19 protein-coding genes, 1 pseudogene and 2 riboswitches are annotated in these 20,119 nt (G+C 61.6%); of the genes and pseudogenes, 12 read left to right on the forward strand and 8 right to left on the reverse strand.

Features of this window, described 5'->3' with window-relative positions; translation table 11 throughout:
• The 5 genes and pseudogenes from MOV61_RS19305 to MOV61_RS19325 all read left to right on the forward strand — a co-directional run.
• A pseudogene (locus tag MOV61_RS19305) lies at positions 1 to 356 on the forward strand (helicase); the annotation flags it as partial.
• Between the two features lie 5 nt (positions 357 to 361).
• Positions 362 to 775 carry an RNA-binding S4 domain-containing protein gene (locus tag MOV61_RS19310; protein WP_038546793.1) on the forward strand — a complete coding sequence of 138 codons (414 nt, stop codon included), beginning with the start codon at positions 362 to 364 and terminating at the stop codon, positions 773 to 775.
• A gap of 204 nt (positions 776 to 979) precedes the next feature.
• Complete coding sequence (gene fdxA / locus MOV61_RS19315; RefSeq protein WP_038549803.1) at positions 980 to 1,318, forward strand: ferredoxin FdxA; 339 nt, start codon at positions 980 to 982, stop codon at positions 1,316 to 1,318.
• A gap of 386 nt (positions 1,319 to 1,704) precedes the next feature.
• Entirely contained in the window at positions 1,705 to 2,277 is a 573-nt protein-coding gene (locus tag MOV61_RS19320; RefSeq protein WP_038546790.1) for a CarD family transcriptional regulator, read from the forward strand.
• 306 nt (positions 2,278 to 2,583) lie between these two features.
• Positions 2,584 to 3,450 (forward strand): RNA polymerase factor sigma-32, encoded by an 867-nt coding sequence (locus MOV61_RS19325; protein WP_007771992.1) that lies wholly within the window; start codon positions 2,584 to 2,586, stop codon positions 3,448 to 3,450.
• A gap of 15 nt (positions 3,451 to 3,465) precedes the next feature.
• On the opposite strand, the gene MOV61_RS19330 is transcribed toward MOV61_RS19325, so the two are convergent.
• The gene (locus MOV61_RS19330) at positions 3,466 to 4,980 is read right to left on the reverse strand and encodes a M48 family metalloprotease (protein WP_247137727.1); all 1,515 of its coding nucleotides are present in this window, start codon (positions 4,978 to 4,980) and stop codon (positions 3,466 to 3,468) included.
• Positions 4,981 to 5,304: 324 nt separating this feature from the next.
• Between MOV61_RS19330 and MOV61_RS19335 the strand changes: the two genes are divergently transcribed.
• Entirely contained in the window at positions 5,305 to 5,817 is a 513-nt protein-coding gene (locus MOV61_RS19335) for a helix-turn-helix domain-containing protein (RefSeq protein ID WP_247137728.1), read from the forward strand.
• Positions 5,814 to 7,229 (forward strand): MATE family efflux transporter, encoded by a 1,416-nt coding sequence (locus MOV61_RS19340; protein WP_247137729.1) that lies wholly within the window; start codon positions 5,814 to 5,816, stop codon positions 7,227 to 7,229. The genes MOV61_RS19335 and MOV61_RS19340 overlap by 4 nt, the downstream gene beginning before the upstream one ends.
• On the opposite strand, the gene MOV61_RS19345 is transcribed toward MOV61_RS19340, so the two are convergent.
• The 6 genes from MOV61_RS19345 to MOV61_RS19370 all read right to left on the reverse strand — a co-directional run bounded on the left by MOV61_RS19345 (position 7,230) and on the right by MOV61_RS19370 (position 13,901).
• Entirely contained in the window at positions 7,230 to 7,937 is a 708-nt protein-coding gene (locus MOV61_RS19345) for an ATP-binding cassette domain-containing protein (protein ID WP_247137730.1), read from the reverse strand. It lies immediately after the preceding gene.
• A complete protein-coding gene (gene thiP, locus MOV61_RS19350; RefSeq protein ID WP_247137731.1) occupies positions 7,930 to 9,549 on the reverse strand; it encodes a thiamine/thiamine pyrophosphate ABC transporter permease ThiP in 1,620 nt (539 codons plus the stop codon). The genes MOV61_RS19345 and thiP overlap by 8 nt, the downstream gene beginning before the upstream one ends.
• A 4-nt stretch (positions 9,550 to 9,553) precedes the next feature.
• Entirely contained in the window at positions 9,554 to 10,564 is a 1,011-nt protein-coding gene (thiB, locus tag MOV61_RS19355; protein WP_247137732.1) for a thiamine ABC transporter substrate binding subunit, read from the reverse strand.
• 39 nt (positions 10,565 to 10,603) lie between these two features.
• Positions 10,604 to 10,711: riboswitch (TPP riboswitch) on the reverse strand.
• A 97-nt stretch (positions 10,712 to 10,808) separates the two neighbouring features.
• Positions 10,809 to 11,258, reverse strand: a complete 450-nt coding sequence (locus tag MOV61_RS19360) for a response regulator (RefSeq protein WP_038546776.1) — start codon at positions 11,256 to 11,258, stop codon at positions 10,809 to 10,811.
• A 159-nt stretch (positions 11,259 to 11,417) separates the two neighbouring features.
• On the reverse strand, positions 11,418 to 13,241 hold the full coding sequence (locus tag MOV61_RS19365) for an ABC-F family ATP-binding cassette domain-containing protein (protein WP_247137733.1): 1,824 nt from the start codon (positions 13,239 to 13,241) through the stop codon (positions 11,418 to 11,420).
• Between the two features lie 3 nt (positions 13,242 to 13,244).
• On the reverse strand, positions 13,245 to 13,901 hold the full coding sequence (locus MOV61_RS19370) for a thiamine diphosphokinase (RefSeq protein ID WP_247137740.1): 657 nt from the start codon (positions 13,899 to 13,901) through the stop codon (positions 13,245 to 13,247).
• Between the two features lie 94 nt (positions 13,902 to 13,995).
• Here MOV61_RS19370 and MOV61_RS19375 point away from each other — a divergent pair, with 94 nt between their 5' ends.
• The 4 genes from MOV61_RS19375 to MOV61_RS19390 all read left to right on the forward strand — a co-directional run bounded on the left by MOV61_RS19375 (position 13,996) and on the right by MOV61_RS19390 (position 18,245).
• Positions 13,996 to 14,835: a MoxR family ATPase gene (locus MOV61_RS19375; protein ID WP_247137734.1), complete on the forward strand. Its 840-nt coding sequence runs from the start codon at positions 13,996 to 13,998 to the stop codon at positions 14,833 to 14,835.
• Positions 14,836 to 14,888: 53 nt separating this feature from the next.
• Positions 14,889 to 14,966, forward strand: a riboswitch (SAM riboswitch).
• 58 nt (positions 14,967 to 15,024) lie between these two features.
• Complete coding sequence (gene metA / locus MOV61_RS19380) at positions 15,025 to 15,945, forward strand: homoserine O-succinyltransferase (RefSeq protein ID WP_247137735.1); 921 nt, start codon at positions 15,025 to 15,027, stop codon at positions 15,943 to 15,945.
• 12 nt (positions 15,946 to 15,957) lie between these two features.
• On the forward strand, positions 15,958 to 17,139 hold the full coding sequence (locus tag MOV61_RS19385; protein ID WP_247137736.1) for a VWA domain-containing protein: 1,182 nt from the start codon (positions 15,958 to 15,960) through the stop codon (positions 17,137 to 17,139).
• Positions 17,140 to 17,222: 83 nt separating this feature from the next.
• Positions 17,223 to 18,245 carry an aldose epimerase family protein gene (locus tag MOV61_RS19390; RefSeq protein WP_247137737.1) on the forward strand — a complete coding sequence of 341 codons (1,023 nt, stop codon included), beginning with the start codon at positions 17,223 to 17,225 and terminating at the stop codon, positions 18,243 to 18,245.
• Positions 18,246 to 18,440: 195 nt separating this feature from the next.
• Here the strand turns inward: MOV61_RS19390 and MOV61_RS19395 are convergent, their stop codons facing one another.
• Entirely contained in the window at positions 18,441 to 18,653 is a 213-nt protein-coding gene (locus MOV61_RS19395; protein ID WP_247137738.1) for a hypothetical protein, read from the reverse strand.
• Between MOV61_RS19395 and MOV61_RS19400 the strand changes: the two genes are divergently transcribed.
• Positions 18,652 to 20,119: methyl-accepting chemotaxis protein (locus tag MOV61_RS19400; RefSeq protein ID WP_247137739.1), on the forward strand; the 1,468-nt coding region annotated here is incomplete at its 3' end. The two genes, MOV61_RS19395 and MOV61_RS19400, sit on opposite strands and share 2 nt — an antisense overlap.

Genomic DNA, 20,119 nt, shown 5'->3' on the forward strand with positions numbered 1-20,119 from the left:
GTCAGCCGGCCCAGGGTCGTCGTGATGACCGTCGCGACAACGGCGGCGAGCGGCGTGAGGCACGTCCGAACGGCGAACGCAGCGGGGGTGACCGCAGGGACGGCAGCAAGCCGAACCGCGACAACAATCGCCGGCCGGACAACAATAACAACAGCAGCAATAGCAATAACCGCGGGGGCGATCGCCCGAACCGTGGGGAGCGCCACGAAGGCGGTCCTCGCCCGGACCGCAACGACCGCGGCAAAGGGCCGCAGCCGGCTCGCTTCGAGGCAAAGCCGCCACGCAAGGAAAAGCCGCTCGATCCGGACTCGCCCTTTGCAAAGCTTGCAGCTCTCAAGGAGCAGATGAAGAAGTAAGGCCCATGACGGAAAAACAGCCACAATCCGGTTCGCGCCAGCGCATCGACAAGTGGCTGTTTTTTGCCCGCATGGCAAAGTCCCGGTCGATTGCTCAGGATCTCATCCGCTCCAACCATGTGCGGGTGAACGGCGATCTGGTGTCCCAGCCGAGCTCCCAGGTGAAGCCGGGTGACCGCATCGATCTCAAGCTTGAGCGTCGCGATCTCGTGCTGGTGGTGAAGACCGGCGGGGAGAGGCGAGGGCCTTTCGAGGAGGCCCGGCTGCTCTATGAAGATCTCAGTCCTCCTCCCGAAGAGACCAAAAGGCTGACGCTGTTCGAACAGGCGCAGCGCGCGCAGGGAAGCGGGCGACCGACCAAGAAGGAGCGCCGGGAGACCGATCGGCTGTTTCCGGGGATCGACGCGGACCTAGATTAGAAAAAACGACCCGCTACGTTTGGGTTTTCAGCACGGATATCCTTGCTAAGCAAAGCCAAAGGCTTTACCTGACTGTCGAAAAGCCGGATCGCCTACCTCCTGTCATTTTCGCAGTTGGGTTTTCGCCTCTCCCGGCTTTCCGGTGTGCCGGCGCTCCTCATCCGTCGACGTGCCGCTGATCCGCGATGGTTCCTGGAGTGCCGCATGACGTATGTCGTGACCGACAATTGTATCCGCTGCAAATATACCGACTGCGTCGAGGTCTGCCCGGTCGACTGTTTTTATGAAGGTGAAAACTTCCTCGTCATCCATCCCGACGAGTGCATCGACTGCGGCGTCTGCGAACCGGAATGTCCTGCCGAGGCGATCAAGCCGGATACGGAACCGGGTCTCGACAAATGGCTCAAGATCAATACCGAATTCGCTCAGATGTGGCCCAACATCACGGTCAAGCGCGACGCGCTGCCCGAGGCCAAAGAGATGGATGGGGTCGCCAACAAATACGAGCAGTATTTCTCAGCCGAACCCGGCAAGGGCGATTGAGATTTGTCGTGACGGCATGGCTCGGAGCCGTTTCGAATCGCTTTGCCTTTTTGTTGGGCAGAGCGTGGATAAAGCGCTCTGTGCACGTGCAAAAGCAAATTATTGATTTCCGCACTTTTTTGTGGTAGACAACAAGAACTGTTCCACAAGGCGGCACGTGTGTGCCCAAAAAACATCACGAAAGCAACAGACCACCCAAAGCGCGGTTTCCGTGACATTGCAACGCTTGAATGTTGTCGGTCGCAGTTCGCGAAGGGGTGTTTTTTCGCTCGCGTTGGTCGGACCAGTATGGAGTGACCCGACGGTTTCCCCCGTCTCATCCGGGCCTGACAGACCCGGTTCCCCCGACCCGACAACGGGTGAGTAACAGGGAGTTTGTGAAACGAATGACGACTCAGCAGAAAAAGACTTCTCCCGCACGCCAGGGCTTCAAGACTGGTGAATCGATTGTATACCCCGCTCATGGCGTAGGCACTATCTCTGCGATTGAAGAGCAGGAAGTTGCCGGCATGAAGCTCGAGCTTTTCGTAATCGATTTCGAAAAGGACAAGATGCGCCTCAAGGTGCCGGTCGCGAAGGCCGTCAGCATCGGCATGCGCAAGCTGTCCGAAACGGATTTTGTCGAACGCGCTCTCAAGGTTGTTCAAGGCAAGGCCCGCGTGAAGCGCACCATGTGGTCGCGCCGCGCCCAGGAATATGATGCCAAGATCAATTCCGGCGATCTGATCTCGATCGCGGAAGTGGTTCGCGACCTTTATCGCGCCGAAAACCAGCCGGAACAATCCTATTCCGAGCGCCAGCTTTACGAAGCTGCCCTCGACCGCATGGCTCGTGAAATCGCTGCCGTGAACAAGATGTCCGAAACTGAAGCCGTCCGCCTTATCGAGGTCAATCTCGCCAAGGGCCCCAAGCGCGGCAAGAACGTCGAGGAAGATGAGGCGCAGGAAGAAGCGGCCTGATCATCCCACCGATAATTCTCTCAAAAACCCGGCCTTCGAGCCGGGTTTTTTATTGGAACTTTTTGCCTGCCTCCGCGTTAATCCGCCGGAACGGCGAACTGATGTGCGTCGGTTTGCGTTCGGACAGCTAAGTGCGGGGCGGAAGATCGGTCTATCGAGCCGATGTGAATCCCCGGCAGAACTCAAGACGAGGGGAGCAAAGGCGGCAGGAATATCACCCATCATCGTTCGGGCTTGTCGCGTGCACGGTGTTTTCGGTTTGTGCCTCGCTGTCTTTGTCGGATCAGACCGTTCACGGAGAACACCATGACAGCCATGTCCGCAGACCGCACGATGATCAAGATAGCAATGTCCGCTCCATATCTCGCCCGGGAGGAGGAGCGCGATCTGGCGGTCCGCTGGAAGGACGATCAGGATCAGGATGCCCGAAACCAGATTGCCCTTGCGCATATGCGTCTGGTTATCGCCATGGCTTCGAAGTTTCGTGGCTTCGGTTTGCCGATGAGCGACCTCGTACAGGAAGGCTATGTAGGGCTGCTCGAAGCGGCGGCAAGGTTTGAACCGGCTCGCGATGTGCGTTTTTCCACTTATGCCAGCTGGTGGATCCGCGCTTCGATGCAGGATTATATTCTTCGGAACTGGTCGATCGTGCGGGGCGGCACCAGTTCGGCGCAGAAAGCGCTGTTCTTCAATCTCCGCCGGCTGCGCGCCAAGCTCGCCCGCGGCGATTCCAATCTCACTGCCCGTGCCATTCACGAAGAGATCGCAGTGGCGCTCGGCGTCAGCGTCGCCGATGTCCAGACCATGGATGCTCGGCTTTCTGGCAATGATTCTTCGCTGCAGGCGCCGTCGATCGCCGGCGATGCGGATAGCGGCGAACGGCTCGACATGCTTGCCAGCGCCGAGCCGCTGCCGGACGAACAGGTCTCCGGGATGATCGACGGCGAGCGCCGCCTGAAATGGCTGCAGGGCGCGCTCACCAAGCTCAACGACAGAGAGAAGAAGATTATCCGCGCCCGGCGTCTGACCGACGATGGCGCGACGCTCGAAGCGTTAGGGGCGGAGCTCGGTATCTCCAAGGAGCGCGTGCGGCAGATCGAAAGCCGGGCGATCGAAAAACTCAAGTCGGCGCTGGTTTCAGCCAATCCACAGATGGCTGCGGCCGCCTGCTGAGGCGACCTCTCACCCTTATTCCGCGATGATCTTGAACTTCTGGCCGGGCGAGATCGTCGCGCCGACCGGCAATGCATTGATCAACTTGAAAAGATCGAGCTTGCGATCCGTGCCCATCATGCGGGCCGAAAGCGAAGCGACGGTATCGTCCTTGGTCGCTGTGACGATCCGTATCCTCAGCGGCTTCAATGCTGCTATTTCCTGAGGTGTCATTTTGCGGAAGGTCGAGCGCAACGTTTCGGCGGCCGTCGCGAGTGCCGGGCTTCCTTTCGGTACTGCCGTCAGGAAACGGAAAATCTGAGTGTCGACGCGGATGACGGTCACATCGAAATCCCAGCGTTCGGCGGAAGCCCGCGCGGTCGCCGCGGGCATGCCATTCACCTGGATCTCCCGCACCGTTTCCGGCTGTAGGCCGGCGACCCAGCCGCTCGTCAGATAATTCGACAGGTTATCGTTATCGCCGGCGGCGACGCCGTCGAAACGGATCGCCGTCTCGCCAGGGCCGGTCGCGAGCACTGCTTCCACCTTGTTGTCGATGCGGAAGTCCGGCGGCACGTCGAAACGGATGCCAAGGTTACCGTGCGTAAAGGTCTGGCCGCGGACATAACCTTCCTGCGGGCTGTCGCCGTAGAGCAGGCCATCGATGCCGGCGATGTAATAATCGCGGCCCTTGTCGCCGACTGTGCCTTCCTGGCCGAAATTACGGGCATGGCGGCGGGCAAGATCAACGCGCTGGGCGGAGTTCGGATGGCTCGACAGGAAATCGAGGCTCTGGTCGTTGTCCGGGTCGACCGCAGAATAGCGGGCATAGGCCGCCATCGAATCCAGGAAACGCGCTGCGGCATAGGGGTCGTAACCGGCTTCGCCGAGCATCCGCACGCCGATCACGTCGGCCTGCAGTTCCTGCTGGCGCGAGAAGGCGGCGAGCCTGAGTTTGCCGCGAGCAAGCGCCTGTTTGCCGGCAAGATCGCTGGAGAGGACTTCGGCGACGACGCGGCTCGCAATCACTTCCGCCTCTTCGCGGCGCTGGCGTTCGATGCCGTGGTTTGCAGTGACGTGGCCCATCTCATGTGAAAGCACGGCCGCGACTTCCGATGCGTCATTGGCAAGCGCCAGAAGGCCGCGCGTCACGTAAAGATAACCGCCCGGCAGCGCGAAGGCGTTGATCGCCGGCGAATTCAGGATGGTGATGCGGAAGGACTGGTTGGGGTTTTCCGAAACTGCCGTCAGCGCGCCGGCAATGCGGGCTACCAGCCGCTCGGTCTTTGCGTCGCGATATTCGCCGCCGTAGCTTGCGACGATACGCGGATGCTCGCGCGCCCCCATCTGCGCCCGCGGATCGTTCTTCTGTACCTCGTCGACGATCTGCGGCGAGTCGGAGGGAGAGACATTCGGGGTATAGGCCTGATCGAAGAGCGACTGGCAGCCGGAAAGGACCGCACTGCTGAACAGCAGGGCGCCCACGGTCCGCCAACCGGGCAGCGCACGGACAATCGTCCAGACAGCCGGGATCGCCGTGTCGCGCCTCATCGTCCTCGTCTTCCGCACCATCATTCCCAAGGTCCGCCATCCAGCTTGGCTGAGGTCCTCTCGATCCAAGCTGGCTCCTTCTCTATGTCGCTTAGCGATTTTCGCGTCGAATGCACAGATGCTCTTATTGAAATATGCCTTGCTGGTGCGTTTGCAATGAAAATCCCCGCTGCCTTTCCGCGATGCCATCGTGGCACGTCCAAATTGTGGCGAGTTCTATAACGGTCCGGCAGCGCTCGTCGCCAAACGTGATCACGAAAATAGTAACTTGCAAATTGCAAGTTACATATGCCACAAGGTTGCGTCTCGCCGGGGAAGAAACCCATGAAACGAACAGGTCCTATCGATACCGGATGCCCGGTGTTGCGCAGTCTCAAACATGTCGGCGAGGTCTGGAGCTTCCTGATCCTGCGCGATGCACTGGCAGGTGCAACACGTTTCGACGAATTCCAGCGCAACCTCGATATTGCCCCGAACATCCTGACCAGCCGGCTGAAGTCGCTCGTCGAATCCGGGCTGATGGAACGGCGGCGCTATTCCGAACGGCCGCCGCGGGACGAATACCACCTCACGCAGCGCGGCCGCGACTTCAAGCCTGTGGTGCAGGCGCTGCTTGTCTTCGGAAACCAGCATTTCGCGCCGGAGGGCGAAAGCGTGGTGATCGTCAACAGGGAGACCGGCGAGCAGGCCGAACCGGTGATGATCGACCGCCGCAGCGGCCGGCCGCTGAGCGATCCGGTCTTCACCAGCGCGGCCGGCCCGGCGGCGAGCGAGCGCATCCGCCGCCGTTATCCATCCATGAACGAATTAATGCAGCATAGAGAGGCTGATCGATGAGTGCCGTGACCACCGAAGCCGTCGAGGCGGCGCCTACCTTCGACGACGCCACCGCGGCGCCGATCAATCCGCGGACCCGGCAGCTGCTGCAGGATCCGATCCTGCCGATGCTGATCCGGCTCGCATGGCCGAATATCCTGATCATGCTCGCCCAGGCCTCGACCGGTCTCATCGAAACCTGGTGGGTTTCGCATATGGGCACCGCGGCGCTGGCGGGCATGGCCCTCGTCTTTCCGGCCGTGATGCTGATGCAGATGATGTCTGCCGGCGGTTTCGGCGGGGCGATCTCGTCTGCCATCGCCCGTGCGCTCGGCAGCGGCCGGCGCGGGGATGCCGACCTGCTTGCCTGGCATGCCGTCGTCGTCAATGTCGCGCTCGGACTGCTGTTTTCGGCGATCATGCTCGCCTATGGCCGGCCGATCTATCGGGCGCTCGGCGGCGAGGGGCCGGAACTCGAGGCGGCCCTCATCTATTCCAACGTGGTATTCGGCGGCATGATCTTCGTCTGGCTGATGAACGGCCTGGCGAGCGTGGTGCGCGGCACGGGCAATATGCTGTTCCCGGCGCTGGTTACCTGTGTCGGTGCCGCACTCCTCGTGCCCGTATCGCCGCTTCTGATCTTCGGCTTCGGTCCGTTCCAGGGGCTCGGCATCGCCGGCGGCGGTCTGGCCCTGGTGCTCTACAGTTTCGGCAGCACCGCGGTGCTTGCCTGGTACATCCTCTCCGGCCGCAATCTCGTGCGCTTCGGCGTCGGTCCGCTCCGCTGGACGATGTTCCGGGATATCGTCCGCCTCGGCGCTGCCGCGGCGATCAATTCCGTTCTCACCAATGTGACCATCGGCATTGCCACGGCTCTGGTCGCGACCAAGGCGGGTGTTTCGGCAGTGGCCGGTTTCGGTACCGGCGCGAGGCTCGAATATCTGCTGATCCCGGTAATCTTCGGCATCGGTGCGCCGATGGTGGCGCTTGTTGGCACCAACATGGGCGCCGGCCAGAAAGACCGGGCGATGCGCATCGCGTTCACCGGTGCTGCGATCGCTTTCGTCATCACCGAGGTGATCGGCCTGATCGCCGCGATCTTCCCGGTCGCGTGGATTTCGCTGTTCAGCGAGGAGCATGGAGCGATCGATGCGGGCGTTGCCTATTTGCAGATCGTCGGGCCGGTTTATGGTTTCTTCGGCGGCGGGTTGGCGCTCTATTTCGCCTCTCAAGGCGCGGGCCAGCTACTCTGGCCGCTTGCCTGCGGTTTTCTGAGACTCGCCATTGCAGGTCTCGGGGGCTGGCTGGCGCTGGAATTTACCGGATCGCTCAACAGTTTGTTCTTCGCGCTGGCAGTTGGTCTGGTCGCCTATGGCGGGATCCTGTTCCTCGCCATCCGCTCCGGGGTCTGGTTCCGCGGAAAGGCTGCCTGATCAGCCGGAAAGAAATTCGGCGAGTGTCGGAATATCGCGTCGGGCGAGGAATTCCTCGGCCGGCGCCTGCAGCAGGATCTGGCCGTGGTCGATGAAGATCGCATGGTCGGCCAACCGGCCGACCTCATCCGGATCGTGGGTCACGACCAGCACCGTATTGCCCGTCTCGCGATGCAGGTCGATGAGCAGGCTGGCCATCGAAAGCCTGAGCCCGGGGTCGAGGGCCGCGAACGGCTCGTCCATCAGCAGAACCGGTTTTTTGCGCACCAGAGCCCGTGCGAAGGCGGCCCGCTGCCTTTCGCCGCCGGAAAGCGTCCCCGGCGTCCGTTTTTCAAAGCCGCTCAAGCCCACGCGTTCCAGCGCCTGCGATATCGCGGCCCTGTCACTGCCGGACAGTTTCAGCGAGGGGCTGATGCCGAGGCCGATATTGGTGGCGAGGTTCAGATGGGCGAAGAGGTTATTATCCTGAAAGACCAGCGATACGGGACGCTCGGAGGGATGTTTTTCCGTCACGTCCTCGCCGGCAATCAGGATACGGCCGCGATCGGGCGTCTCGAAGCCGGCAACGAGGTTGAGGAAGGTCGATTTGCCGGAGCCGGATGGGCCGGTAATCGCCGTCACGGCGCCGGCCGGCAAAGCGCAGTCGAAGCGGAATTCCTTGGTGCCGAGCTTCAGTTCAACCTTGTTCAGCGCGATGCCGTCAGTCATGGCTTGTTTCCCTCCGGCCAGCCGTGCCGATCATCGTCAGCGCCAGGCAGATGATGCCGAGGATAAGTGCCAACCCATCCGCATCGTTGGTGCGGTAGCTGGATAGCCGGCTATAGACAAGCCAGGGGAGGGTGGTGAGGTCATTGGAGCCGAACAGCGCAACCGCGCCGAGGTCGCCGAGCGACAGCGCCATGGCGAAGGACAGTGCCGTCAGCAGCGGCCTTGCCAGAACCGGCAGATCGATCCTCCATGCCCGTGAAAAGCCGGAGACGCCGAGGCTTGCCGACAGCCTGCCTGTCCGCTTGCGGTGGGTTTCGACGGCCGGGGCCAAAACGCGCATCACGAAGGGAAGCGCCATCAGCATGTTGATGATCGCCACCAGCGCCGGGGCGAAGCGCGCCACATCGCCGAAAGGGCGCAGCATCAGGAACCAGCCGGTACCGAGCACGACCGGCGGAACGAGCAGCACCAGCGAGGACATCCCACCCAAGGACAGGGAAAACGCCCTGGCAGTTCCGGCGGGCCTCTTCATGTCTGCGATTGCCCCGCGTCCGGCAATGATAGCCAGGGAGGTCAGGACAGCAAGCAGGCCTGCGGAAAGCGCGATCGTGAAACTGGTCCAGGCGGCGCGCAGGAAGGCGGGGCTGGTGGCGAGGCTCCAGAGATTGGCCTGGGCGCCGGCACCGACGATCGAGGCAAGCGGCAGGATCAGGAATATCGTTGCAAGCAGGATAGACAGCACATCCCAAAGCCGTGCGAGCAAGGTCCGGCCATCGAACCGGCGTGTCGCCCGGCCGGCCGTGATGCCAGCGTCGTCAGGGGCTGGAAACAGCGAAATCCCAATCAGGATCAGCGCCGTCATGCCGATCTGCAGCAGCGACAGCGCTATGGCGCGCGGCGGATCGAAATCGAAACGCAGCGACTGGTAGATCGCCACTTCGAGCGTGGTCGCAGCCGGCCCGCCGCCGAGCACCAGGACGAGCGTGAAGCTCGTGGCGCACAACATGAAGATCAGGCCGGCAATGCCGGGGATGACGCGGCGGGCCGCCGGCCACTCGATGAAACGGAAAACAGAGAAGGGCTTCATCCCGAGGCTGGAGGAGAGCAGCCAGTATTCCGCCGGCAGGCGCTCCAGCGCCGCAAGCAGCAGCCGCGCGGCGAGCGGCAGGTTGAAGAACACATGTGCCAGCAATATGCCGGAAAGCCCGTAAATGCTGACCGGCTGCTCGAGGCCAAGCTTCAATAGCAGGCTGTTCATCACCCCTTGCCGGCCCCAGATGCCGATCAGGCCGAGCGCGCCGATCAGCACCGGCAGGCCCATCGGCAATGCCATGAGCCGGATGACCCATATACGGCCCGGAAAGCGCGGGCGGCGGGCAAGCGCGAGTGCGACGGGAAGGGCGAAGACGACCGATAGCAGCGTCGAAAGAACCGCCTGCAGCAGGGTGAAGTGCAGGATCCGCCAGGTATAGGCGGTGAACAGCCGGCTTTGGGTGTTGCCGGCGTCCCAGGAGAGAAGGGCGGTAACCGCGATGCCGACGAAGAGGGCGATTCCGGCGAGGCTCAGCAGCCCCCAGCCTATCCCGCGTCTCCGCTCCGCCCGCGTCAGCATGGGATCAGTTCAGGCTCATGGCGGTCAGCCATTCGTCGATCCAGGCCTGCCGGTTCTTGGCCACCTCGTCCGACCCCATCAGGAAAGTTTTCGTCGGCTGCACCAGCTTGTTGAACGCATCCGGAAGCGGCTGGGAGGTCTTGGCGGCCGGCATCATCCAGTTGGTGGTCGGGATGACGTCCTGGAAGGCCGGCGAGACCATGAATTTCAGGAACTGTTTCGCCAGATCCTTTTCCTTCGCCCCCTTCAGCATGCCGGCGACCTCGATCTGGATATAATGGCCTTCGGAGAAGGAAGCGGCCTGATAGCGCTCCGTCTTCTCCTCGATCAAGTGATAGGCGGGTGAGGTCGTGTAGGAAAACACCATCGGCACTTCGCCCTTGGTGAACAGGCCATAGGCTTCCGACCAGCCTGGCGTAACGGTCAGCACGCGTTTCCTGAGCTTGGCCCAGGCCTCCGGCGCCTTGTCGCCGTAGACTGATTTCACCCACAGCAGCAGGCCGAGACCGGGGGTCGAGGTGCGCGGGTCCTCGATGGCGATCTTCTGCGCCGGATCGCCGTCCACCAGTTCCTTGAGGCTTTTCGGCGGGTTCTTCATCGCCTGCGTATCGTAGACAACGGCGAAATGGCCGTAATCGTAGGGGATGAACGTGTCGTCGCTGTAATTGCCGGGGACCTTGGCGGCCGAGACGTCGAGCCCGTGCGGCTCGAACAGACCGGTCGCCTTCGCCTCGGAGATCAGGTTGGTATCGAGGCCGAGCGCGATATCGGCGTCGGTGCCTTTGCCTTCCAGTTTCAGGCGGGTCAGAAGCGCCACGCCATCGGCGACGCCGACGAAATTGAGCTTGCAGGCGCAGGTCTTCTCGAAGGTTTCCTTGACCTTGGGCCCTGGACCCCAATCGGAGATGAAGCTCTCATAGGTGTAGACGGTCAGCGTCTTTTGCTGTGCTTCGGCCGGCGCAGAAAGGGAAAGGGCGGCAGCGGCCGCGAATATGGAAAGAATGGTGCTGCGCATCAGCGTCTCCTCGTTTTGGTGACAAAGGGGATAGGCGCTGATGAAGAGCCGTCTAATCCCTCCGCCGGTGTTAACCGGATCAGGTTCCGCGGGTTGGCCAGAGGCCTCTCAGCCGCACGCAAACGCGCGGCACCCCGTTAGAGCAGGATCAGATTTAGCGGCGAGGCGAATGGCTGGCAAGAGGCGGTCTGCGGCCGGCTCAAGGCGCATTCGGCGGGAGCAACATGGCTCGGTGGTTCATTGCTCAGTGATTTTGCGGAAACACTTTCAGTTCACGCGGAACGATCGCCATGCCGCCGAGCCGGTTGGCGACGGCGTAGTCGATCGTCTTCTCGACTACGTCAGGCATAACCGGTTTGGTGAGGACGCCGAGCGAGCCTTTGACACCGTCCTCCACATCCTCCGGATTACCGGTCATGAAGACGACGGTGATGCCATATTGCTCGGCAAGCTCCCGGCCGATCTCCGGGCCAGTCCGGCCGTCCGAAAGATTGACATCGACCAGGGCGATATCGGCATAGGCGGCGAGCGCCAGGGCGTGTTTGCGGGCATTGGCAAAACCAGCGACTTTCAGGCCCATGGCTTCGATCGTCTCGGCCACATCGAGCGCGATCAGAAACTCGTCTTCGACAATCATAACTCTTTGATTCATCGCCTCAGTGGCCAGCCGACGACGCGTAACATTTGTCAGCATTGGATGTCCCCATTCGGTTGATCGGTTCCGGGCAGGCCGATCCGTCCCCGGGACATTTCGACCGATGTTCATACCCAGAACGTCTCGGGACATCATATGTTCCGCTCCGCGACAAATATTTTTTTAGCTAACTATCTGTTAAGCTTAATAAATCGCAAATCAGCCTTCAATTTCCTCACGCAGCATTTCGAGTTCCAGCCATTCTTCTTCCATTTTGCTGATACTTTGGCGCAGCTTTTCCATCTCCGCAGCCAGCGTGTTGAAGGCGGCGGGATCCTTGGTGAAGAGGTTGGGATCGGCCATTTTCTTCTCGCGGGCGGCGATCTCGGCCTCGGCCTTCGCCATTTCCTTCGGCAGGTTCTCGAGCGCGAATTTCTGCTTGAAGGAAAGCTTGCCTTTGCCCTTGGGCGTGCCGGAAACCGATGCCGCGGTATCGGTTTTTGCCCTGTCAGCTTTTTCCGTGCGGCGCCTTTCCTCCAACGCACCCTTCCGCTGCGCCAGCATATCCGTGTAGCCGCCGGCATATTCGATCCAGCGGCCGTCCGGTGCGTCCGGATTTGCGGGGGCGATGGTCGAGGTCACGGTGCGGTCGAGGAAGTCGCGGTCGTGGCTGACGAGGATGACGGTGCCGGTATAGCCGGCGACGATTTCCTGCAGCAGGTCCAGCGTCTCGATGTCGAGGTCGTTGGTCGGTTCGTCCAATATCAGGAGGTTGGAAGGCCGGGCCATGATGCGGGCCAGCATCAGCCGGGCGCGCTCGCCGCCGGACAGGTTCTTGATCGGTGTCCTGATCTGCTCCGGCTGGAACAGGAAATCCTTCATGTAGCCTGCGACATGCCGCTGCTCGCCGTTGACCAGCAGCGTCTCGCCGCGGCCATCCGTCAGATAATGGGACAGCGTGTCCTCGGGGTCCAGGTCTTCGCGCTTCTGGTCGAGCGTTGCAATTTCCAGGTTGGTGCCGAGCTTGACGGTGCCGGTGTCGGGCGCCAGCTGGCCGGTCAGCATTTTCAGGAGCGTGGTCTTGCCGGCGCCGTTCGGGCCGACGAGACCGATGCAGTCGCCGCGATGGACGCGGATCGAGAACGGCGCGACGATGATCCGCTCGTCGTAGCTCTTGGTGATGTTTTCGGCTTCGATGACCAGCTTGCCGGATTCGCGGCCTTCGCTGACGCTCGCCTGGACGGTGCCCTGCGGTCCCTTGTGGCCGCGGTAATTGCCGCGCATCGTCTGCAACTCGCCGAGGCGGCGCATGTTGCGCTTGCGGCGGGCGGTCACGCCGTAGCGCAGCCAGTGTTCCTCGCGCTCGATCGCCTTGCCGAGCTTGTGCTGCTCCAGCTCTTCCGCCTCCAATACCTCGTCGCGCCAGGCTTCGAATTCGCCGAAACCGCGGTTGAGACGTCGTGATGTACCGCGGTCGAGCCAGACCGTGGCGTTCGAGACCTTTTCGAGGAAACGACGGTCATGCGAGATCACCACGAGCGCGCTTCTGGTCTTGCGCAGCTCGTCTTCCAGCCATTCGATGGTCGGCAGGTCGAGATGGTTGGTGGGCTCGTCGAGCATCAGGATGTCCGGTTCGGGCGCCATGACGCGGGCAAGTGCTGCGCGTCGGGATTCTCCGCCGGAGAGCGTATTCGGGTGTTCCTGGCCGGTGAGGCCCAGATGTTTGAGCAGGTAGGTGACGCGATAGGGATCGTCGCCCGGGCCGAGGCCCGCTTCGGCATAGGCCTGCACCGTCGAATAATCGGCGAAATCCGGCGCCTGTTCGAGATAGCGGATGGTCGAGGAGGGATGGCGGAACACCTCGCCCGACTGGGGCTCGACCATGCCGGCGGCGATCTTCATCAGCGTCGATTTGCCGGAACCGTTGCGGCCGACGAGGCAGATGCGGTCGCCCGGCTCCACCTGCATGCCGGCGCCGGCGAGAAGCGGCGCGCCGCCGAAGCTCAGGAAAATATCGTCAAGTTTCAGAATTGGGGGCGCCAACAGTCAGGCTCCTGTAAAGTCGTGGGGGCGGGCAAGGATCATCGCCCTGCCGCTCTTTAGATGGAATTCTACTGGGCCTTCTGCAACGTTCGAGACGGTGCGCGAAGAGCCGAAGGGAAGTGAGAAGTTGTCGAGCGGATACCGTGCGCCGATGATATCGAGCCTTTCCAGGTCGGAAAAACCGATGACCGAAAACAGCGAACCCTTCGGCAGGTCCAGTGTCCTTGTGCCCGGCAGCAGCGGCACGGCCTCCTCGTCGCCAGACGTCAGCAGGATGTCGAGGTCGCGTTCGGCCAGGCTCATGGCATGAAAGAGGTGCTGAAGCGCATGGTCGCTGCGCTCGCCACCGAGCGCGCCGGCAAGGATCAGCCTTGTCGCGCCGCGTTCGATCGCTTCGGACGTTGCGATCTCGCCGTCCGTCTCGTTCTTGGCCGGCGGAAAGGCCTGCCGTTCGACGTGCGGGAACTGCGCGATCAGCGCGGCGTCGGAGGAATCGAAATCGCCGACCCAGAGTTCCGGCGTCGCGCCCAGCGCTGTCGCATGGCGCATGCCGCTATCTGCCGCGATGAAGCGGCTGCCGGCGATCGTGTCCCGCAGGCGGTCGGTGACGCGCAAATTGCCGCCGAGCAGAATGGTGAAGGTCGAATGGGTCATGCGCATTGCCCATAGCGCAAAGCCGATGGAAAGGGAAAGCTGTTGCACCGCCGCGGGTGAGCTTTTAGTTTGCGGCGCGTTTACCGATCAGGATCACGAGATGCAGTTTCAGGGTACAGCGGACTATATTGCCGACAAGGATCTGATGGTGGCGGTCAATGCTGCGATCCGGCTCGAACGTCCGCTGCTGGTGAAAGGCGAGCCCGGCACCGGCAAGACCGAGCTGGCGCGGCAGGTCGCCGCCGCCCTCGGGCTCGATCTGATCGAGTGGCATATCAAGTCCACCACCAAGACCCAGCAGGGTCTCTACGAATACGACGCCGTCTCGCGGCTGCGCGACAGCCAGCTCGGCGATGAGCGCGTCCACGACGTGGCCAACTATATCCGCCGCGGCAAGCTGTGGCAGGCCTTTGCCTCCGACAGGAAACTCGTCCTGTTGATCGACGAGATCGACAAGGCCGATATCGAGTTCCCGAACGACCTGTTGCAGGAACTCGACCGCATGGAATTCCATGTCTACGAGACCGGCGAGATGGTGCGCGCCAAGGTCCGGCCGATCGTAATCATTACCTCCAATAACGAGAAGGAGCTGCCGGACGCCTTCCTGCGCCGCTGTTTCTTCCACTATATCCGCTTCCCCGACGTCGATACGCTCGCCCGCATCGTCGAGGTTCATTATCCGGGCATCAAGCAGACGCTGGTGCGCAATGCGCTCACCCAATTCTACGAAATCCGCGAGATGCCGGGACTGAAGAAAAAGCCGTCGACCTCCGAAGCGCTCGACTGGATCCGGCTGCTGGTCTCCGACGATGTCGATCCCTCGGATCTGCGCGGCGACGTCAAGAACGCGCTGCCGAAGCTGCATGGCGCTCTCCTCAAGAACGAGCAGGACGTGCATCTCTTCGAGCGGCTGGCCTTCATGGCGCGGCGGGAGCGCTGAGCGGAAGATTATGCTCCCATTGACGCCGGTCGTAGCAAGGCGTATTTGAACTCCCGAGAATTCGTGGTGATTTGGCCGGCCGGCTTGCAGCCACGTTAAAAAAGTCGCTAAAGGGCCGCGAGAAGATGTCTTCCCACGGACCGGTCGCGATTTATCTTGCCGCCGGTTTTATTTTTGTTGGGTTGAGACATGCCGATCAAGATTCCCGATACGCTGCCCGCATACAGCACCCTCGTTTCCGAGGGCGTCCGGGTGATGACCGAAACCATGGCGGTGCGGCAGGACATTCGTCCGCTGCAGATCGGGCTGCTCAACCTCATGCCGAACAAGATCAAGACCGAGCTGCAGATGGCGCGCCTTGTCGGCGCCTCGCCGCTGCAGGTCGAATTCTCGCTGATCCGCGTCGGCGGCCACAAGGCTAAGAACACGTCGGAAGATCACCTCCTTTCCTTCTATGAAACATGGGAAGAGGTGAAGCACCGCAAGTTCGACGGTTTCATCATCACCGGTGCGCCGATCGAGACGCTTCCTTTCGAGGACGTCACCTATTGGGACGAGATGAGGCAAATCCTCGACTGGACCACGACCAACGTGCATTCGACCATGAATGTCTGCTGGGGCGCGATGGCGGCGATCTACCATTTCCATGGCGTGCCGAAATACGAGCTCAAGGAAAAAGCGTTCGGCGTCTATCGCCACCGCAACCTCGTGCCGTCCTCGATCTATCTCAACGGATTTTCAGACGATTTCCAAGTGCCGGTGTCGCGCTGGACGGAAGTCCGCCGCGCCGACATCGAGAAGAACCCTAACCTCGAAATCCTGATGGAATCCGAGGAAATGGGTATCTGCCTGGTGCACGAGAAGGCCGGCAAGCGGCTCTATATGTTCAACCATGTGGAATACGACTCCACCTCGCTGGCTGACGAGTATTTCCGGGACGTCAATGCCGGCGTACCGATCAGGATGCCGCATAACTACTTCCCGCATAACGACGACACGCTGACGCCCTTGAACCGTTGGCGCAGCCATGCACATCTTCTGTTCGGCAACTGGATCAACGAGATCTACCAGACCACCCCCTATGATCCGGAGAAGATCGGTACCGAATAGGTTTTCGACGCGATGTTCATTCCCTTCTTCCTTCACCTCAAGGAAGCGAAGATCCCGGTGACGCTCCGGGAATTCCTCGACCTTCTGGAAGGGTTGGAAGAAGGGATCGCGGATTTCGATGTGGAGGCCTTCTATTTCCTCGCCCGCACGGCGCTGGTGAAGGACGAGCGGCATATCGACAAGTTCGACCGGGTCTTTTCGTCCTATTTCCGCGGGCTGGAAATGGTCTCCGGAGAGCCTAGCGTGGATGTCGCCAGCATCCCTGAAGAATGGCTGCGCAAGCTCACCGAAAAGCATCTGACCGACGAAGAGAAGAAGCTCGTCGAGTCGCTCGGCGGGTTCGAGAAGCTGATGGACACCCTGCGCCAGCGGCTCGAGGAGCAGAAGGGTCGGCATCAGGGCGGCTCGAAATGGATCGGCACCGGCGGCACGTCACCTTTCGGCGCTTATGGCTATAATCCGGAAGGCGTGCGGATCGGCCAGGACCAGTCCCGCCACCGCCGGGCGGTAAAAGTGTGGGACAAGCGGGAGTTTGACGATTTCGACGACAAGGTTGAGCTCGGCACCCGCAACATCAAGCTGGCTCTGAAGCGGCTGCGCCGCTGGGTGCGGGAAGGGGCGGTCGAGGAGTTCGATCTGCCGGGCACGATCCGCTCTACTGCCGAGCACGGTTATCTCGACGTCCAGACCCGGCCGGAACGGCGCAACGCGGTGAAGCTGCTGATGTTCTTCGATGTCGGAGGCTCGATGGACGACCATATCCGGGTGGTCGAAGAACTGTTCTCGGCGGCCCGCACCGAGTTCAAGCATATGGAGCATTTCTACTTCCACAACTGCCTCTATGAAGGCGTGTGGAAGGAGAACGGCCGCCGGTCGGAGCGGACGCCGACGCTCGATCTGATCCGCAGCTACGGCGCCGACTACAAGGTGATCTTCGTCGGCGATGCTTCGATGAGCCCTTACGAGATTACCCACACGGGCGGTTCCGTGGAGCACTGGAACCAGGAGCCGGGAGAGGCCTGGATAAGGCGCGTCACCGAGCATTTCCGCCGCTGCGTCTGGCTCAATCCGGTGCCGCAGGATCATTGGAGCCATACGACCTCGATCGGCGTCATGCGGCAACTGATGACCGAGCGCATGTTTCCGCTGACGCTTGGCGGATTGGAACAGGCGACGCGCGCGCTCACGCGATAGAGCCTTTTTTCTTCTCCGCGGCGTTGCGGGCCGCCGCCAAATCGCGCAGGTTGCCGCAAACATATCGGTGGAGGAGCCATCTCATGGCGGATCAGAATTTCGAAGTTTTCGGCACCACGGAAAAGGGCGAAACCGTCTATCGTGTCCGGATTTCAGGCGGCGGGCTCACCGCTAACGTCATCACCTGGGGCGCGGTGATCCAGGACCTCAGGCTCGACGGTCATCAGCCGCCGCTCGTGCTCGGCTTCGAACGTTTTGACGACTATCTGAACCATTCTCCATATTTCGGCGCGACGCCCGGCCGGTCGTCCAACCGCATCGGCGGTGGCCGCTTCGCGCTGGATGGGAAGCAATATCAGCTGGAACTGAATGAACGGAGCGTCACCCATCTCCATGGCGGCTCGGATGGCATCGGCCGCAGCAACTGGACGATCGTCGAGCATGCTCCAGACAAAGTGGTGCTGCGGATCACCGATCCCGACGGCCGTGCGGGTTATCCTGGAAACTGCACGGTCACGGCGACCTACCAACTCAAGAATGACGGCGTTCTTTCCGTCGTCTACCAATCCACCACGGATCAGCCGACGCTCGCCAATATCTGCCAGCATACCTATTTCAATCTCGACGGCCACGAGGATGCGCTCGGCCATGACATCATGATCGCGGCCGACCATGTGCTCGTCCTTGACGACAATCAGGTGCCGACCGGCGAATTGATGCCCGTCGCGGGCACGCCTTTCGACCTGCGCGACATGGGGCCGATGAAGCGGTTCGACGGCGATGCCCAGGTCCTGTTCGATCACAACTTCTGCCTGTCGCCGGAGCGAACCGTCAAGCGTTCCGTGGCTTTGGCACGCAGCATCCATTCCGGCGTGTCGTTGGAGGTTCGCACCACCGAGCCAGGCGTGCAGCTTTATGCCGCTTTCAAGCTGTCGCAGATCCCGGTGCCGGGCCTCGACGGCCGCCGATATGGGGCTTTTGCCGGGTTCTGCCTGGAAACCCAGGTCTGGCCGGATGCCATCAACCACGCCAACTTCCCGAATGCGGTGCTGCGGCCGGGCGAGGTGTTGCTGCAGGAAACGGACTATGTCTTTTCAAAGCAATGACGACAGTGGGCGGCGCCGGAGCCCAGCTCGCGCCTCCATGTCAAAATAATTCCCGGCGTTCAGACGGGCTTGCTTCGGTCTCCATGTAAAATCGGTGAGTCCAGTTGTAACTCTACCGCGGCGCACGCCGAAGCAAAGTTATTGCTTCTCGTTTTACATTGTGGAACGCAATGGGATTTTGACATTAGTTAAATTTCAACCGATTTCGACATAGTTTTCTTCAGGATTGGCATTGCCGCCCGCCGGGCGGCTGCCCTCTGCTTTTGCAGGGCACAATTTCGAGGGACATATGAACGAGATCAGCATCAGGAAGCCATTGTCGAGACGGCTTACCTTCTTTGGTTTTGCAGCGGTGCTTTTCGCGAGCGTGGTAATCGGCTGGCTTGCATGGGAACGCCAGTCGAGCATGACCGAGCATGCGCTGCAGACCGAGCTTGATAACGATCTCGCGGCAATCCAGGACGACATGGCCGCCCAGGGGCGTGCGGCCTCCGCGCTGGCGCTGACGATCGCCTCCCTGCCGGAAACCTCCCCGCTCATTCTTGCCAACGATCGGCAGGGCCTGCTCTCCCGCTTCGCCAGCCTGAAGAGCGTCAAGGACGCGAGCGGGCTTGAAATGATCACCTTCAGTTCCGCAGCTGCCGATGCGGTTGCCCGCGTGCATGATCCGGATGTCTTCGGCGACAATATCAAGGCGCGCCGCAAGATGGTGGCGACTTCGCTGAGCGACAAGAAACTGGTGGTCGGCATCGAGACCGGCCGCACCGCCGTCAGCCTGTTTGCAACCGCCCCGGTCGTCACGGACGGCAAGGTCGTCGGCGTGGTGGATGTCGGGCTGAAGCTCGTCGATGCCTATTTCTCCCGTCTGACCAAGAAGGCGAACGCTTATGTCACGCTCTACACCAAGGGCGCCGACAAGTTCGACAAGCAGGCGTCCACCTATGGCGGCAATCCGATCCTGAGCGGCGCTGAGCTTCAGGAGGCCTATGACAAGGGCTCGGTGCGGCGTTATGCCGATATCGGCGGCAAGCATTATGCCGTCGAGGCCGTACCGCTCCTCGACTTCTCGGGCGCCAAGGTCGGCGTTCTCGAAATCGCCTCTGATATTACGCCGCTGGTCACGGCCAGCGAGACGGCGCTGTGGATGACCGCACTCGGCACCGTCATCGTTTCGATCCTGTCGCTGATCGGCTTCCTGATCTTTGCCCGCTCGCTCGGAGGCACGGTCCGTCGCCTGACCGTGACGATGACGAAGCTTGCCGGCGGCGATCTTAGCGCCAAGGTGGAAGGCCAGGAGCGCCAGGACGAGATCGGCGCCATGGCGCGTGCCGTCCAGGTCTTCAAGGCATCCGCCGAGGAGAATGTCCGGCTGGAGCAGCAGGCATCGGAGGCCCGCGAGGCGCAGGAACATCAGCGCCAGCGCCAGTCGGCGATCGACAGTGCCAAGGGCGAGGATCTGCGCGCTTTCGTCCATGCGATCGAGGAGGGCTTCAACCGGCTTGCCGGCGGCGATCTGACGGCCCGCATGGACGGTGCCGTCGCGGCAGAATTCGAGCCGATCCGCGCCAAGTTCAACAGTTCGGTCGGCAATCTCGAGGAGGCGATCGGCTCGGTCGTCGGAGCCGTCGGCACGATCCGCGCGGGTCTGCAGGAAATCTCGATCGCCTCCAACGATCTCGCCAAGCGCACGGAACAGCAGGCCGCAAGCCTTGAAGAGACGGTTGCCGCTCTCGGCCAGGTGACCTCGGCCGTCAACGACAGCGCCAGCGGCGCAAGCCGCGCCCAGGGTGTCGCATCGCTTGCGCAGCAGAAGGCCCAGCGCGGCGGTGAGATCGTCGCCAGTGCGGTCGCCGCCATGGCTGCCATCGAAGGCT

The organism is Neorhizobium sp. BETTINA12A (genome assembly GCF_023006485.1).
GTDB lineage: Bacteria > Pseudomonadota > Alphaproteobacteria > Rhizobiales > Rhizobiaceae > Neorhizobium.